Source organism: Haliscomenobacter sp., from assembly GCF_041740695.1.
Lineage (GTDB): Bacteria > Bacteroidota > Bacteroidia > Chitinophagales > Saprospiraceae > Haliscomenobacter.
This window is the reverse complement of sequence record NZ_JBGSLK010000084.1, coordinates 1-14,374: the sequence shown is the minus strand read 5'-3', so window position 1 is coordinate 14,374 and position 14,374 is coordinate 1. Positions and strand designations below refer to the sequence as shown.

Here is a 14,374-nt window from a genome sequence, read left to right as displayed (position 1 = left end):
ATCTTTAATAGCCCCAAAATCGGTTCGTAATTTTGAAAGTAAGCCATCATAACTCACTTCTTGCCGAAGCTGTGCATAACTCTTTCTCATATATCAAAGATAGCACTTTTCTACGTGTGCAGCTTACGTCAGAAATTGCTGTGAATTCATGAAATATGTACTTGTTGTGTTCGGAACGAGACCTTAATCAATAAAAATGATTCCTGTAATTATGGAATTGTGGGCCTCAAAGATTTATGTAAAAATATGTATTGCAGGTCAGCATCGAGATATGTTAGACCAAGTTCTAGAATCATTTAGCATCAAAGCTGATTATGATCTAAATATAATGCAACAAAGTCGGTTTGCAAGTAAAAAAATTGTTTTAGAGATTAAAAAATTTCTACGCCTCTAGAATTTAAATGCTTAAAATGCAAGTTATCCTTTCTCACTCTGGTAAACAACACGCCTACCAAGTAGCTAAATCCCTCCACGAATTAGGCTACCTGGCAAAGTTTTACACAAGCAGTTACATTAGCCATCGGGCATTGCAGCAATGGCTATTAGCACAAGGCAATCAGTTTTGGACGAGGCGTTTTGTGGAGGGGTTGCATGGTAATGTAGTGGACAGTAACTGGCGCTTTGAAATAAAGGAATTGGTGTTGCGTAAATTGCAGGGCAAAAGCGCTGCGGTGCAGCAGGCGGTGTATGACCGAGATGTGGCTTTTGATGGATATGTGGCAAAAAAGATAACGAAATCAGATGCAGCCATCTATTGGGGGTTTCAAGGAAGCAGTTTGTTCAGTCTAAAAGCAGCGAATGATCGGGGAAAAGTCAGTATTTGTGAGTTGGCAAGCGCACATATCATAGCAGCAAAACAAATACTAGGAGAAGAAGTAAGGCTGCATCCGGAGTGGGCAGATAGTATAAATAATCTGGTATTTCCGGCAGCTTATGAACAAAGGCTGGTAGAAGAACCGCACACAGCATCCATAGTTATATCTGCTTCTGATTTTACCACCCAGACTTTGCTGGAAGATGGGATTCCCCTTGGTAAAATTGTACAACTCCCGCTGGGCTTTGAAGTGCGGCATATACCTTATCAGGAGTTATCCAAAACGGATATTACAAACCGTCCGTTACGGCTATTGTACGCTGGTAGGATTACACAGGGCAAAGGGATCAAATACCTGTTGGAAGCAGTACGCCAAATGTCGGCATCCGAGGTAACCTTGCACCTAATCGGCGGCATCCAGGGAAGTGGTAGAGCGTTAGAAAATTACAAGGGTATATTTACCTATCACTCTCCGGTAAATCAGCTGAGCCTTTTTAAACAATACCAACAGTATGATGCTTTGGTACTGCCTAGCATTTTTGAAGGATTTGGGCTAGTGATCGTAGAGGCATTGGCAGCAGGCTTGCCGGTGATTACTACCTCGCATACGTTTGGACCGAATATTATTCAAGAGGGCAAAAATGGATACCTGGTTCCTATTCGGAATGTACCTGCATTGGTCACTGCTTTGCAAAAGCTGAGAGCTTTGAACGCAGACCATTACTTGCAGATGCGGCTCGCCGCGCGGCAAAGCGCCCTGGCTTATTCCTGGGATCAATATCAAACCCGGCTTCAACAATTTTTGACCACTCTTAAATAGGCACCACAGCTCCATGGATGCTAATGCTTTATCAATACTGGCCTATTTTCTCTTATTGATAGCAGTGATTTACTTCTTCAGGAGAAACGATGAAGTGCCAATCCTGTTGACTATTTTCTTCCTTTTAACTGGTCTGAGTCGGTATTATGCTGTCGCATCAGGTAGAGTTGGTTGGGTTTACGTGGCTTATAGTCGCATTGGGATTTTTAACCTCAATGACAAAAGTGCTTTAACTGCACTGAATTATTTTTTTCTAGGCACCGCCGTTTTGTCAATTACTTATATGTTTTTTAAAACAAATATAAAAAATACTCAACGATACTACTTTCGAGACACTAATTTATACTTTAAAGATTTTATTCTACAGCGTAGTAATTTGATTATTAGATTGTTTGTCTTTTTTATTGTATTGAATTCTATCTTAACTAAAGTGATAACGGGAATTGTAGCATTAGGCAATAGCTATTTTTTTTTGTTCCAATTAGCCATTGGTGGAATTACGGTTCTAATGTATTTGGTTTATGAAAATTTTAATTTTAAAACCCATTTTTATCAAAAATTACTTTTTCTTGGGCTGTTACTATACTCAGCTGTACTTTCCTATAACCCAACTTTACGATTTCAGTTTTTATCCTGGTTACTGGCTGTGGGTATTTTGATTACCCGGCGTTATCTGCCTGCTCAAAAGGCGAGGCTGTATCTATTGGGCGGATTTCTGGTTCTCTTGCTATTTGCCTTAGCAGGGGTAGCCAGGCAGAAAAACCTGTCCACCCTTAGCTTTGAGCAGCAAGTTGTATTGGCTTATGAGCGTGCTTTTGAAAAAAGAGAAGACGCCAACATGCTGGATGGCTTTATGATGGTACTGGACGTTTATCCGCATCATCTGGACTTTCACTACGGCATGGAGCACCTCGAGATTTTGTTAAGACCCATACCTCGCTCCTGGTGGCCCGATAAGCCGGTGGGGGGCTATGTCAATAAACTAGGTTTGAACAATTATCAAACTTATGGAACCGTGGGCATCTCACAGACTTTGTATGGCTCTTTTTATGGGGAGGGCGGTGTAGTGGGTATCGTTGTATTTTGTTTTATTTATGCGTGGCTGTTTGTACGTATTGGGAGGTATGCCAACAGGTATCAGTCGGATATGCGCTGGGTGATTTGGGGGCTTTTTCTTGCTTCCTTGATTCCGCTGCTTCGAGGCGGAGACTTACCAGGTATTATTGCGTTTATTGGTATGAGTTACTGGCCCGTTTTTATTTTTATTTATCAATACAACCAATATTTAAAACGTGCTGGTGTCGCCTAAGTTTTTGTTGGTTTGGGATCGGATGGGGGATTATCATCGCTCCAGGTGGAAAGCTCTTGCCGATGCGGTTGGAAATGCCAACGTCATAGCATGTGATCTAGGTAAAAGTGACACCTTGTATCAATGGGAAAATAGTGAAAAAGAGCACAATTATTTTTTGCTTTCAAACCGTCCGGTTAATCAGGTAAAGCCATGGCATGTACTCGGCGCTTTTGTTGCGCTTATCCGCAAACAGGGGATAACGCATGTATGTATTGCTGGTTATGGAAGATTGGCTTATCTAGCTATGATCATTGTGGCAAAAATGACAGGTAAAAAAGTGCTACTTTTTGCTGAGTCGTGGTATGCTTCTAATCGGGTTGCTGATAATTTAAAAGGATTATTTATCCGCCTGTTTGTAGATGCCTTTTTAGTATCAGGCAATAGAGCGAAAGCTCATTTTTCAGGGAGATTAGGTATATCGCCTGAAAAAATAGCAGAAGGATATAGTGTTGTAGACAATGTACATTTTAGCAATATGTCTCCTGGTCGTGGGGATATTTCACCCACTTTGCTTTGTGTTGCTCGTTTTGCCGCGGAAAAAAATTTGAGCTTGTTAATTGAAGCATTTCAAACCTCTGCACTTTTGGCAAATGGATGGGAGCTAAAGATCGTTGGGGGTGGACCATTGAAAGCAGAAATGGAAAATAAAATCAATACTACTCAAATAAAACTTCTTGACTGGGTTAGTTATGAAGAATTACCTTCATTGTATCACAATTCTAATTGTTTTATTTTGCCTAGTCTTTTTGAACCGTGGGGATTGGTAGTAAATGAGGCAATGGCTGCAGGATTGCCGATTATTGTTTCGGAGCAATGTGGTTGTGCACCTGATCTAGTCCAAACCACTAATGGTTGGATATTTGATGCAAAGGACAAAGTGTCGCTTGATATCGTCTTTAACAACCTGAGTTTACTTTCTTCAGAACAACTAACTCAAAAGGGGCAATCCTCTCAAGAAATTATCGCCAACTACACACCAGAAGTTTGGGCAAAGAACGTACTAAAAGTATTAGGCGTACCTATTTTACAAAAAAATGCGAGTAATTAACATCATAGATAGAGCTGACCAAGTCAATTTTGGGATTTGGAATGCAGCAATATTTACAGCAGCATGCTTAGAAGATAGTTACAATATTTCTTCTGAAGTATGGCTTCCCCCGGGAGCGCCCTCTTTGCCTGAAGGTCGTTATTTTCAATATGAAATACCTTCTGTTAGTTTATCAGCTATACCTAGTGTTTTAAATGAAAGAAACCTAAATTCCAAAACGGATATAATTGTCACGCACGGCTGTTGGCAGTATCCGACCATTTGGGGGAATCAATTGAGTAAACAGGGATACATTTGGATTGTATTACCACAAGGAATGTTAGAGCCATGGAGTATGCAGCAAAAAAAATGGAAAAAGTTTATATATTTCCATTTGCGAGAAAAAATAATGCTACATCGAGCTACGATAATCCGGGCGGTAGGAAGACCAGAGCGCGATAATTTGCGGCGCTTGTTTCCCGAACAGCAAGTAATGCTCATTCCAAATGGGGTAGATTTGATCGAAGCAGTAGAGAAGCCTCGCGGCAAATTCTCTGTTTTGTTTTTATCCAGGTTGCATCATAAAAAAGGCGTGATCTTGTTGGTGCAAGCTTGGGTAAAGTCACTTTTAAACAATCAGCCAAACTATGAGCTGGTAATAGCCGGACCGGATGAAGGAGAACAGGAAAAAATCCTAGCGGTACTAAATCAAAGCACCAATATCCGCCTTTTAGGACCTGTTTATGGAGCCGAAAAGGAAGAACTGTTAAAACGATGCCATTTTTTTGCGTTGCCCTCTTTCAGTGAGGGGTTTCCGACCGCAGTTTTAGAAGGTATTAATTATGGGTTGAAACCCTTAATCAGCAAAAACTGCAATTTCCCGGAATTGTCGGAAGCTGGGCATGCCGTGGCACTTGAGCCTGATGTTCATCAAATTATTTATACGCTGAATCAGTTAACCCATTTTAATTTTGACGATTTGGAAAAACAGGCGATCCAAGCACGGTTGTTTTTATCACAACATTATACCACGCCTGTCATAGCTGCAAATCAACATGAATTATATCAACAGTTGATTGATGAACATATTTCTCGTGCGCAGGCTGTCGCTGCCATGCGGTATTGAGTGTAGGTTCGGTCGCCACGGCTGATCTGGAAGCATATAGATTCACTAGGGTAACCCACGCAGGCTGCCAAAACACGCCCTTAGAGAAGAAATAAGGGAAAATTCAAAATCATTGATCCCAAGAATTTCATCTAAGTTTTATGGAAAATATTTTTACGATTTAACATGTTAAAATTTCGGGGAGCAAAACTTATGAGACTGTTATGGACCTAGTAACCAGTTATTTTTTTCTTGGCTTAACTTCAGTTTCTATTGGTGTGCTTCTTGGGAACGCGAATGGTGGAATTAAAAGACATCTGGCCTATTTTTTTTGCTTAAGCGTATACCTGTTTTATTTATTCATTACACCTTTTTACATGTATAAAATGGGCGTAAAAAGCATTATCCTCTCGGATATTTCTGATTACTATGATGATGGATTGAACATGAGTGTCATTAATTTATGCTCTTTTATTATAGGGTATTGGATTGTAAGAGGTAAAAAGCTAGAACTAACAAGTGACTTAAATCCTTCTTTAAATTCTGCTGAAAAATCAGAAAGCAAAAACGTATTTAAAACTTATATTATTTTATATGGAATAGTACTCCTTAATATCTCCTTATCTGGAGCTAGTGTACTTAATGTGTTTTTAGGGAAAAGCGTCCTAGGACTTGGAGCAAGAGGATTTTCATATTATCTAATGAATGCTGTTGATGGGTTAATAACTACTAATATTATGGGTGTTTTATTTAATGTTAAAAGAAGAATTTTTTTGATAATGCTTTTTTCTTCTTTTTTTCTCTTTATACTACTTGGTTTTCGCTATAGAATACTTCTCTCTTTAATCGGAATCGGAATTGTATGGCTTTATAAAATTCAATTTAATGTTAGGACAATTATTCTACCAACCGTCTTTGCTGTATTTTCATTTTATTTAATATTATTTTCCACCTTTAATAGGAAAAACCTCTTTGAAAAGAATTGGCTAAATTTGACATACAACCCCTCCTTGTTTGATTATTCTATAATATTTGAGCAAACCAGAGGCGCTTTAGCCGATATGGCAATAATTAGAGGATTTGAAATAAAAAATCTTGAGCACGATTATGGAGTTACTACCTTTTTCTACCCCTTTATTCGATTAATGCCAAGATTTATCCTTACTAACAAAGATGGTTATTATCCTTCACCTCAACTTTCAACAACAATTAAAGCGTATGATATTCCATATTCAGCTACCGTTGGGGAAGCTACAACCAATGTAGGTGCCTTCTACATACATGGAGGGATTTATGGAGTAATACTTGGAAGCTTTTTGATGGGAGTGCTTATAAAAACATTTAATAATAGAATTAATGTCAAATCCAACTGGAGTTTACTATTAAATATTACCTTTTCAGTAAGCCTTTTTCAATGGATAACCAGAGGCTATTTCCCCCAGTGGATTGATACATTTGTATACATGGCAATTCCTGTGTATGTTTTTAGAGAATTATCAAAAAAAACGTTAACAAAGCGACTTTTCAAAAAAAAAACGCCAAAAACTGCCTGAATTTTACCATTGTGCGTGTTATGCACTTTATTGATAGTCTTCAACAAGTTAATTTTGGTATTTGGAATGTAGCCTTAAATACAGCCCCCAAAATTGTATAGGAATTGATGATTCAACCCATTCAGGCAAGCAAAACCTACCTTGCTTACTTGCTGTTTGCCTATGTGTTTTTAGTGTCATTTACCCGCATGTGGTATTTGCCTCTGGTTCATGCCAAAGTTCAACCCACTGAGTTGTTGTTTGTGGCGATTGTTGTATTGGCCCTAACCCATTATGGCACCCACTTTGTATCACCCAAAAAAATAGTTGTCCCATTTGCACTTTACCTATTCATCAATTTGATTGCTGCTTTATGGGCTCAACAATTGGGTGCTATTCTTGAGGCCATTGGGCGGGTTTATCTCATTTTAATGTTTTTTGTGTTTGCCCGCTTTCTGCAAGAAGGAAAAAACACCCTTGTCCATCTGATGAATTATTGGACCAAAGGCGCCATACTTCTTGCGCTCATCACCCTCATAGGGTACATCCTCGCTTTATTGGGTTGGACCAATGAATGTGTCCGCATTTATGAAAATTACCCCTACTTTGGTACAGTCATCAGAGCAGCAGGCTTAACTGGGGGCTCTGGCATGCTGGTGGTAGTACTGATGTTGCCAATGCTTTGGTCATGGTACCAATTTCGATACAATAAAAAATCTCTGTTTGAGCCCATACTCTTTGGATTAGTGTTGCTCTTGACCTTGTCGAAAGAAGTTGTTTTGGTCGTTTTGGGGATGCTTTTAATTGATCCATTACTGGAACGCTGGCGCAACTGGCAAAAAGCAGGACTGCTTATCCTCACTACCTTATTTTTCATAGCGGGCACCCATTGGATTATCTTGCCTCGAAAACCCATACAAGACAGTTATTTGGGCGGAATGCAGTACACCCCGGAAAAGGTGAGCCTTTATGTTGGAAGTTTTCAATTGGTAGAAACAACTTACCTGGAGCTTAAAAGGGCTAACTGGCTGATTGGCTGGCAGCACCCTATTTTTGGCGTTGGCCCTGGGCAATTCAATCAAGCGCTAGATGCACTGAAACAAAAAAACCAATATGCCCGGCATTTACCCAATTATGATCCTCATTTTACATGGGGAGGTGCCTGGTCCGAAACTGGCGCTTTGGGCTTACTATCCCTTCTTTTTTTATGGATAGTATGCGGCAAGTGTCTGCTAAAAAATCGTAATTCTCCTCATCCAGCTCAGCACGTGATTGCTGTTTTTTTGCTATTGATGCTCATCATCAGTACGTGTATGGATGTGATGAATTTTCGACAACTCTGGTTGGCCGCAGCAATAGGTTTGACAGAGGGTAACGCTAAGGAGAGGGAGCCTCTGTTTTTTCTACCAAATTCTCCTTAAACCAGTGCCTAGCACAGCCGAATGAACCAAGTTAAGCTTAATACCTACAACAACTCTGCCTTCAATCGCGGCGGCTCCAAACTCAAGGAGTTGCTGTGGATGTTTTGCAGTGCCTTGTTTTTTCAGCATAGTTTAGCGGGTTTGAATGGTTTGAAGATTGGGCTGCTGAAAAAGTTTGGCGCTCAGGTTGGCCAGCGGGTATTGATCAAGCCTAATGTCCGCATCAAATTCCCCTGGAAACTGGTGCTAGGCAACGATGTCTGGATTGGTGAATCAGTCTGGATCGACAACCTGGATAGGGTGAGCATTGCCGACAATGTTTGCCTTTCCCAAGGGGCCATGCTGCTTTGTGGCAATCACAATTACAAAAGTTCGTCTTTTGATTTGATGGTCAGCCCCATTGTGTTGGAGGAGGGTGTTTGGATTGGTGCCAAGGCCGTTGTTTGCCCCGGTGTGCACTGCCACAGCCACGCCGTATTGAGTGTAGGTTCGGTAGCAGTAGCTGATCTGGAAGCTTACATGATTTACCAGGGCAATCCCGCGGAGGCGGTCAAAACCCGAGTCATCAATTAATCATTTTTGACCCACTACCTCAAAGGAGGAGTTGGGTGAGCCCTTTGCTGCCAAACGAGGTGGTATTGTGGTACAGTGGAATAAGTGTGTACTGCGTTGGCAAGGGCAAGGGATGTAGAATGGCTACAAATTCCTGTCACGGTGCCGATACCGCATACACTCGTTTCTTTATTACGAATTTTTTACATGATAGCCAATTAGGAAAATAAAATACACTTGAAAAAGTTGCCTAATCAGATAACTTTTTGCATATTTGTAGCCTAAAACACTGTTAGATGCCTACTTTCTTTTTCATTGATGGCATAAAAATAGACTTCTATTACAATGACCATGTTCCCCCACATTTTCATGCAATATATGCAGAACATGAAGTGCTCATTGAAATTGATACACTGGATGTTTATCGAGGTAGTTTACCCAAGCCACAACAAAAAAAGGTGATGAAGTGGGCAAAAGCAAATCAAAGCCAATTAAAGGAAATCTGGGAAGCAATGCGGCCAAAGTCGTAACATCATGAGCAAAACAACCAAAATACCACGCATCATTAAGCTCAATGCGATCCAGGGCTGGAAGGTCTATGTTGCTTTCAGCAATGGGGAGTATCGAGTAATTGATTTTGAGCAATTTTTCGACAAACATCATTTTGCCGCTGATCCATTGCGGCGGCGCTTGTTGGATGAAGCGGTGTTTCAAAGTCTGAGTTTGTATGAAGGCACTTTGCGTTGGCCAACAGTGCTTGACAAAATTGAATTGAGCAACGGGATGGTTTTTGAAGTACCATTTGATCTCGATCCACTGGTATTGTACGAAAACAGTGAGCCTGATCTGGAGCGCAACCGTGGAGTGAAAATTGGTACTTTATTGCGGCAAGCCAGAAAAGAGGCGGGTTTAACTCAGGAGGAGTTGGCCCTAAGGAGTGGTACCACCAAGCATTACATTTCCCGCATCGAAAACAACCATGCGGACATTGAACTGGGTACCTTGCAGAAGATTGTAGAAATTGGATTAGGGAAACAGTTGGAAGTACAGGTGAGGTAGATTGCCAACAAAAGGCATGAATAAGGTCAAGTTAAACACTTATCAAAATCTGGAGTTTGATCGTGGCGCTTCCAAATTGAGGGAGTTGCTGTGGATGGTTTGCAGCGCTTTGTTTTTTCAGCACAGTTTGGCCGGGTTGAATGGTTTGAAGATTTGGCTGCTGAAGCAATTCGGGGCTAAAGTGGGGCGGGGCGTGTTGCTCAAGCCCAATGTCCGCATCAAATTCCCCTGGAAACTGGTACTGGGCAACGATGTCTGGATTGGGGAGTCAGTCTGGATCGACAATCTGGATCAGGTGCGCATTGCCGACAACGTTTGCCTTTCGCAAGGGGCGATGCTGCTGTGTGGCAATCACAATTACAAACGTTCGTCTTTTGATTTGATGGTCAGTCCCATTGTGTTGGAGGAGGGGGTCTGGATCGGAGCCCATGCCATTGTTTGCCCAGGGGTATGCTGCCGCAGCCACGCGGTATTGTGTGTAGGTTCGGTCGCCCTAGCTGATCTGGAGCCGTACATGATTTACCAGGGCAACCCCGCGGAGGCGGTCAAAACCCGAGTCATCAATTAAACATTTTTTGACCCACTACCTCAAAGGAGGAGTTGGGTGCGCCCTTTGCTGCCAAACGAGGTGGTGAGTGTGGTACGGTGGAAAGAGTGTGTGCCGCGTTGGTAGGGATTTAAGCCCTACTAAAGGCCTGATAGGGGTATTGTACGCCTATCGATACCCACAGCGCGTCCCTACGGGACTTTGGAAAACATGGGGCCCTTGTTTTCTACCCATGTTGCGCCCCTGGCGGGGCTCCCGTTGCGCAAAAAAGTTTATGCCCCTGTCTGGCCATCCCGCACGGTTTGCTTCGGCCTCAACAAAAAAATTACTAGATTTACTTGCACCACATCAGCTACTTTTCGGTTATCTTACCGTCTACATACAGAAATGAAGTTGAAGGGCTTAGGCTTTGCATCAACCTGTAGTTTTGCCTATATAAAAATCATCACTTTAAAAAAAACGCAATTGTTTGTCCAATGGGCATCGGTTTGTTAAAGGGCTGTAACAATGTGGTAATGACTATCCCTTCATAAAAACGACCTGTTTGCAGTGTCAAACAATTGGTAAAAGCCCTAATCGCCATGTGTGGCATCAACGGACTGTATACCCCAACTGAGCTACTGGGGCCGGGTTCGCGGGTCGAACTCGTGCACAAAATGAACCAGGCCCTGGCCCATCGCGGGCCCGACGACGCAGGCACCTGGGCCGAGGGGCCCATTGCGTTGGGGCACCGCCGCTTGTCGATCATCGATTTGTCGGCAGCCGGGCACCAACCCATGCATTCACCCGATGGGCGCTACGTGTTGGTATTCAATGGCGAGATCTACAATTACCGGGCTTTGCGCTCCACCTTACCCGATTACACCTACCATTCCAATTCCGATAGCGAGGTCATTTTGGCGGCCTATGCGCGCTGGGGCGTAGGCTGTTTGGCCCATTTGGTGGGCATGTTTGCTTTTGCCATTTGGGATCGCCAGGCGACCACCTTGTTCATTGCCCGCGACCGTTTGGGCATCAAGCCGCTCTATTATTGTCAAAATCAGGGTGGTTTGGCTTTTTCTTCCGAACTGCGCGGCATTTTGGCCAGCGGCTGGTGTGCGCGCAAAATGGATACCGACTCGCTGGTGGATTACCTGCGCTACCAAACCGTACATGCACCCCACACCATGGTGGAGGGGATAAAAATGTTGCAGCCTGGCAGCTACCTCTTGCAATCGGCAGCGGGCATACTTAAGGAGTACTACTGGCAATTGGTGCCCCAGCGTGCTGAGCGATTGGAGGGGGGAGATTGGTCGGGGCGGGTACGCGGGGCTTTACAAACCGCAGTAGAGCGGCGTTTGGTGGCCGATGTTCCTTTTGGGGCTTTTTTGTCGGGAGGGGTCGACTCCAGTGCCGTAGTGGCATTGATGAGCCAGATTTCCGATCAGCAGGTGCGCACCTTCAACATCAGTTTTGCCGAAGATCAATACGACGAGAGCAAGTTTGCCCGCATGATGGCGCAGCGCTGTGGCACCCTGCACGAAGAAATCAGGCTACGCGCCGATGATTTTTTGCATTTGTTGCCCGCGGCCTTGCAGGCCATGGATCACCCCAGCGGCGATGGTCCCAATACTTACGTGGTATCCAAATCAACCCGCGAAGCCGGAGTCACCATGGCTTTATCGGGATTAGGGGGCGATGAGTTGTTTGGCGGGTATTCGGTATTCAAACAATTGCACGAGCTCCAGCAACACCGCTGGCTGAACCTGACGCCTGCGCCGCTGCGGCGCTGGGGCGCCAATGTGTACCAATCCTGGCGACCTACCATTGCGGGTCAAAAAACCGCTGAAATATTGCGTTTGCCCCAAATCAACGCCTTGGCCGCTTATCCCCTGTACCGGCAGGTATTGCTCGATGACCAAATCCGGGCTTTAAGCAACATGCCTGTTTTGCCCCAAAACCGGGTCCATGAGCTGATCCAAAGCCAGCTGCACAACGAGGATTTTCTCAAACTGCCCTTGATCAGTCAAATTTCGGTACTGGAAATCCAGACCTATCTGCAAAACGTGCTGCTGCGCGATACCGACCAAATGAGCATGGCCAATGCCCTGGAGGTTCGGGTTCCTTTTATGGATCACGAATTGGTGGAACTGGTACTCAAGATTCCCGACGCAGTCAAACTTGGACAACCCAACAAACGCCTGCTGGTGGCTGCCATGGGCGACCTCTTGCCGAGTGCCATCACCCAGCGTTCCAAAATGGGCTTTACGTTGCCTTTTGCACAGTGGATGCAAACTGAGTTGCGCGATTTTTGTGCCACCCGCATCCACTACCTGGCCAATTATCCTTTTTTTCAGGAAAAAGCTTTGCTGCAACTCTGGCAGCAGTTTTTGGCCAACGATGGCAGTGTTTCCTGGTCACGCGTATGGATGTTGGTAGTATTGGGGCAATGGCTTCAACAAAACGACATTCGTTGAACTCCGGGGGATGGTTGTTGAACTGCCCACTCGTGTTGATTGGCGAAATAAGCAGCTACATTCTGCGTTTATTGCAAATATTGATATATTTTTAAACCTCATTCACCCCGGAAGGGGGATTTAATCTAGCCGATACTTCATTCTAGAGTAGCCCAGCTCCGTAGGGGTCTACACGCCAACAAATTGTAGTCACCTCAACTTGTGGTGGGTGTTGCCTATTTTATAACACAAAAGCTACCCCGAACTTTCCCAAAAATAGATGTTTTATGGACTTTCCTGATGTACGTTTGTTTTTTCGAAAATCCCGACCCGGAGGCAATTTCAGCATTGAAGCTTCATTTGAAACCATGTTGTTGGTTTTTCCCAAGGTGATGGGTTATACTCCCCAAACGCTTGAAGCACCTACCTATAGCAATGGAATTTGGCCACGGGTTCAAATCGCCCTGGCAGCGCGGCGTGGCCGCCACCGCATCAACCACATCACGGGTGATGTTCATTTCGCAGCATTGGCGCTGCCCAGGCGCGGCACCATTCTTACGGTACACGATTGTGGATTCATGCGCCACCCCAATCCCTGGTTGCGTCGGTTTTTGTGGCTATTTTGGCTCAAATTGCCAGTTGCCCATGCGCAGGTAGTCACGGCCATTTCGGAAGCCACCAAGGCCGAGCTCATCCACTTTACCGGGTGTAATCCAGCTAAAATCAGGGTGATCCCCACCATCATCAAAACCCATTTTAACGCGCAGCCCAAAGCTTTTCAGGTGTCCAAGCCCCGCATTTTGCACATTGGCAATGCGCCCAATAAAAACCTGCTGCGGCACATCGAGGCGCTGCGAGGCATCGAGTGTACTTTTCACATCATTGGCAAAATTTCAGCCGAAGTCCAGTCACGTTTGCAGGATTCACAGATCGACTATTTTAATGAATACGACCTCACTGATGCCCAGGTCCAAGCCGCCTACCATCAATGCGACCTCCTGCTTTTTGCCTCCACCCTCGAAGGCTTCGGCATGCCCATCCTCGAAGCCCAAACGGTGGGTCGCCCGGTAGTGACTTCCAACCTCTCATCCATGCCCGAGGTAGCGGGTACTGCGGCTTGTTTGGTGGATCCCTTATCGGTAGCCTCCATTCGCGACGGCGTGCAAAGGGTCATCAACGATGCGCCTTACCGCGAAGGGTTGATTGCAGCGGGTTTCGAGAATGTCAAACGTTTTCAGGCGGAGACGGTGGCGCGGGCGTATGGGGAGGTGTATAGAGTGATGAGTGGGGAGTGAAGAGTGAAGAGTGAAGAGTGAAGAGTGAAGAGGGAAGAGTGAAAAGTGAAGAGTGATGAGTGAAGAGTGATGAGTACCAAGCTGCGTAAAATGTTCAATCGAAGGTAGGATCTAGAGCCTGCGATCGTCGAGCCCGCTCGCGCAGCGAGCATTTTGGGACCGACGAGCGCCCACGAAGTGGTAGGTAGGGAGTTAGGCTATAGCGGGGTCTTTCATTTTTGTGCTAAGTCGGACATCTTACGAGCGCCCACGAAGTGATACGTAGGGCGTTTAGTTATATCGGGGTCTTTACTCTCGCGCTAAGTCGAAGATCTTACGAGCCACTACGTGGGCGCTCGTCGGTCTTTTGACGCTGCCTTCGGCAGCAAGCTCGACGGTCGCAGGCCTCAGAGCCTACGTCACCTTGAGCGTTTTAC

At 44.4% G+C, this 14,374-nt stretch carries 12 protein-coding genes; all 12 read left to right on the top strand.

Going from position 1 to position 14,374, the window contains the following annotated elements; genetic code table 11:
- The first annotated feature begins 410 nt into the window (after positions 1 to 410).
- Entirely contained in the window at positions 411 to 1,634 is a 1,224-nt protein-coding gene (locus ACEW9O_RS17285; RefSeq protein ID WP_373551437.1) for a glycosyltransferase family 4 protein, read from the top strand.
- 13 nt (positions 1,635 to 1,647) lie between these two features.
- Positions 1,648 to 2,943 (top strand): hypothetical protein, encoded by a 1,296-nt coding sequence (locus ACEW9O_RS17280; RefSeq protein ID WP_373551436.1) that lies wholly within the window; start codon positions 1,648 to 1,650, stop codon positions 2,941 to 2,943.
- Complete coding sequence (locus ACEW9O_RS17275) at positions 2,933 to 4,033, top strand: glycosyltransferase family 4 protein (protein WP_373551435.1); 1,101 nt, start codon at positions 2,933 to 2,935, stop codon at positions 4,031 to 4,033. The genes ACEW9O_RS17280 and ACEW9O_RS17275 overlap by 11 nt, the downstream gene beginning before the upstream one ends.
- On the top strand, positions 4,020 to 5,138 hold the full coding sequence (locus ACEW9O_RS17270) for a glycosyltransferase (RefSeq protein WP_373551434.1): 1,119 nt from the start codon (positions 4,020 to 4,022) through the stop codon (positions 5,136 to 5,138). Before ACEW9O_RS17275 ends, ACEW9O_RS17270 begins: the two co-directional genes overlap by 14 nt.
- A gap of 203 nt (positions 5,139 to 5,341) precedes the next feature.
- Positions 5,342 to 6,670 (top strand): O-antigen polymerase, encoded by a 1,329-nt coding sequence (locus ACEW9O_RS17265; RefSeq protein WP_373551433.1) that lies wholly within the window; start codon positions 5,342 to 5,344, stop codon positions 6,668 to 6,670.
- A 338-nt stretch (positions 6,671 to 7,008) separates the two neighbouring features.
- The gene (locus tag ACEW9O_RS17260; RefSeq protein WP_373551432.1) at positions 7,009 to 8,070 is read left to right on the top strand and encodes a hypothetical protein; all 1,062 of its coding nucleotides are present in this window, start codon (positions 7,009 to 7,011) and stop codon (positions 8,068 to 8,070) included.
- A 21-nt stretch (positions 8,071 to 8,091) separates the two neighbouring features.
- A complete protein-coding gene (locus ACEW9O_RS17255) occupies positions 8,092 to 8,643 on the top strand; it encodes a WcaF family extracellular polysaccharide biosynthesis acetyltransferase (RefSeq protein WP_373551431.1) in 552 nt (183 codons plus the stop codon).
- A gap of 275 nt (positions 8,644 to 8,918) precedes the next feature.
- On the top strand, positions 8,919 to 9,152 hold the full coding sequence (locus ACEW9O_RS17250; protein WP_373551430.1) for a DUF4160 domain-containing protein: 234 nt from the start codon (positions 8,919 to 8,921) through the stop codon (positions 9,150 to 9,152).
- A 4-nt stretch (positions 9,153 to 9,156) separates the two neighbouring features.
- Positions 9,157 to 9,681 (top strand): helix-turn-helix domain-containing protein, encoded by a 525-nt coding sequence (locus ACEW9O_RS17245; protein ID WP_373551429.1) that lies wholly within the window; start codon positions 9,157 to 9,159, stop codon positions 9,679 to 9,681.
- 16 nt (positions 9,682 to 9,697) lie between these two features.
- Positions 9,698 to 10,249 (top strand): WcaF family extracellular polysaccharide biosynthesis acetyltransferase, encoded by a 552-nt coding sequence (locus ACEW9O_RS17240; RefSeq protein ID WP_373551428.1) that lies wholly within the window; start codon positions 9,698 to 9,700, stop codon positions 10,247 to 10,249.
- A 560-nt stretch (positions 10,250 to 10,809) separates the two neighbouring features.
- Positions 10,810 to 12,684: an asparagine synthase (glutamine-hydrolyzing) gene (gene asnB, locus ACEW9O_RS17235; RefSeq protein ID WP_373551427.1), complete on the top strand. Its 1,875-nt coding sequence runs from the start codon at positions 10,810 to 10,812 to the stop codon at positions 12,682 to 12,684.
- A 266-nt stretch (positions 12,685 to 12,950) separates the two neighbouring features.
- Positions 12,951 to 13,958, top strand: a complete 1,008-nt coding sequence (locus ACEW9O_RS17230) for a glycosyltransferase family 4 protein (RefSeq protein ID WP_373551426.1) — start codon at positions 12,951 to 12,953, stop codon at positions 13,956 to 13,958.
- Positions 13,959 to 14,374 lie beyond the last annotated feature (416 nt).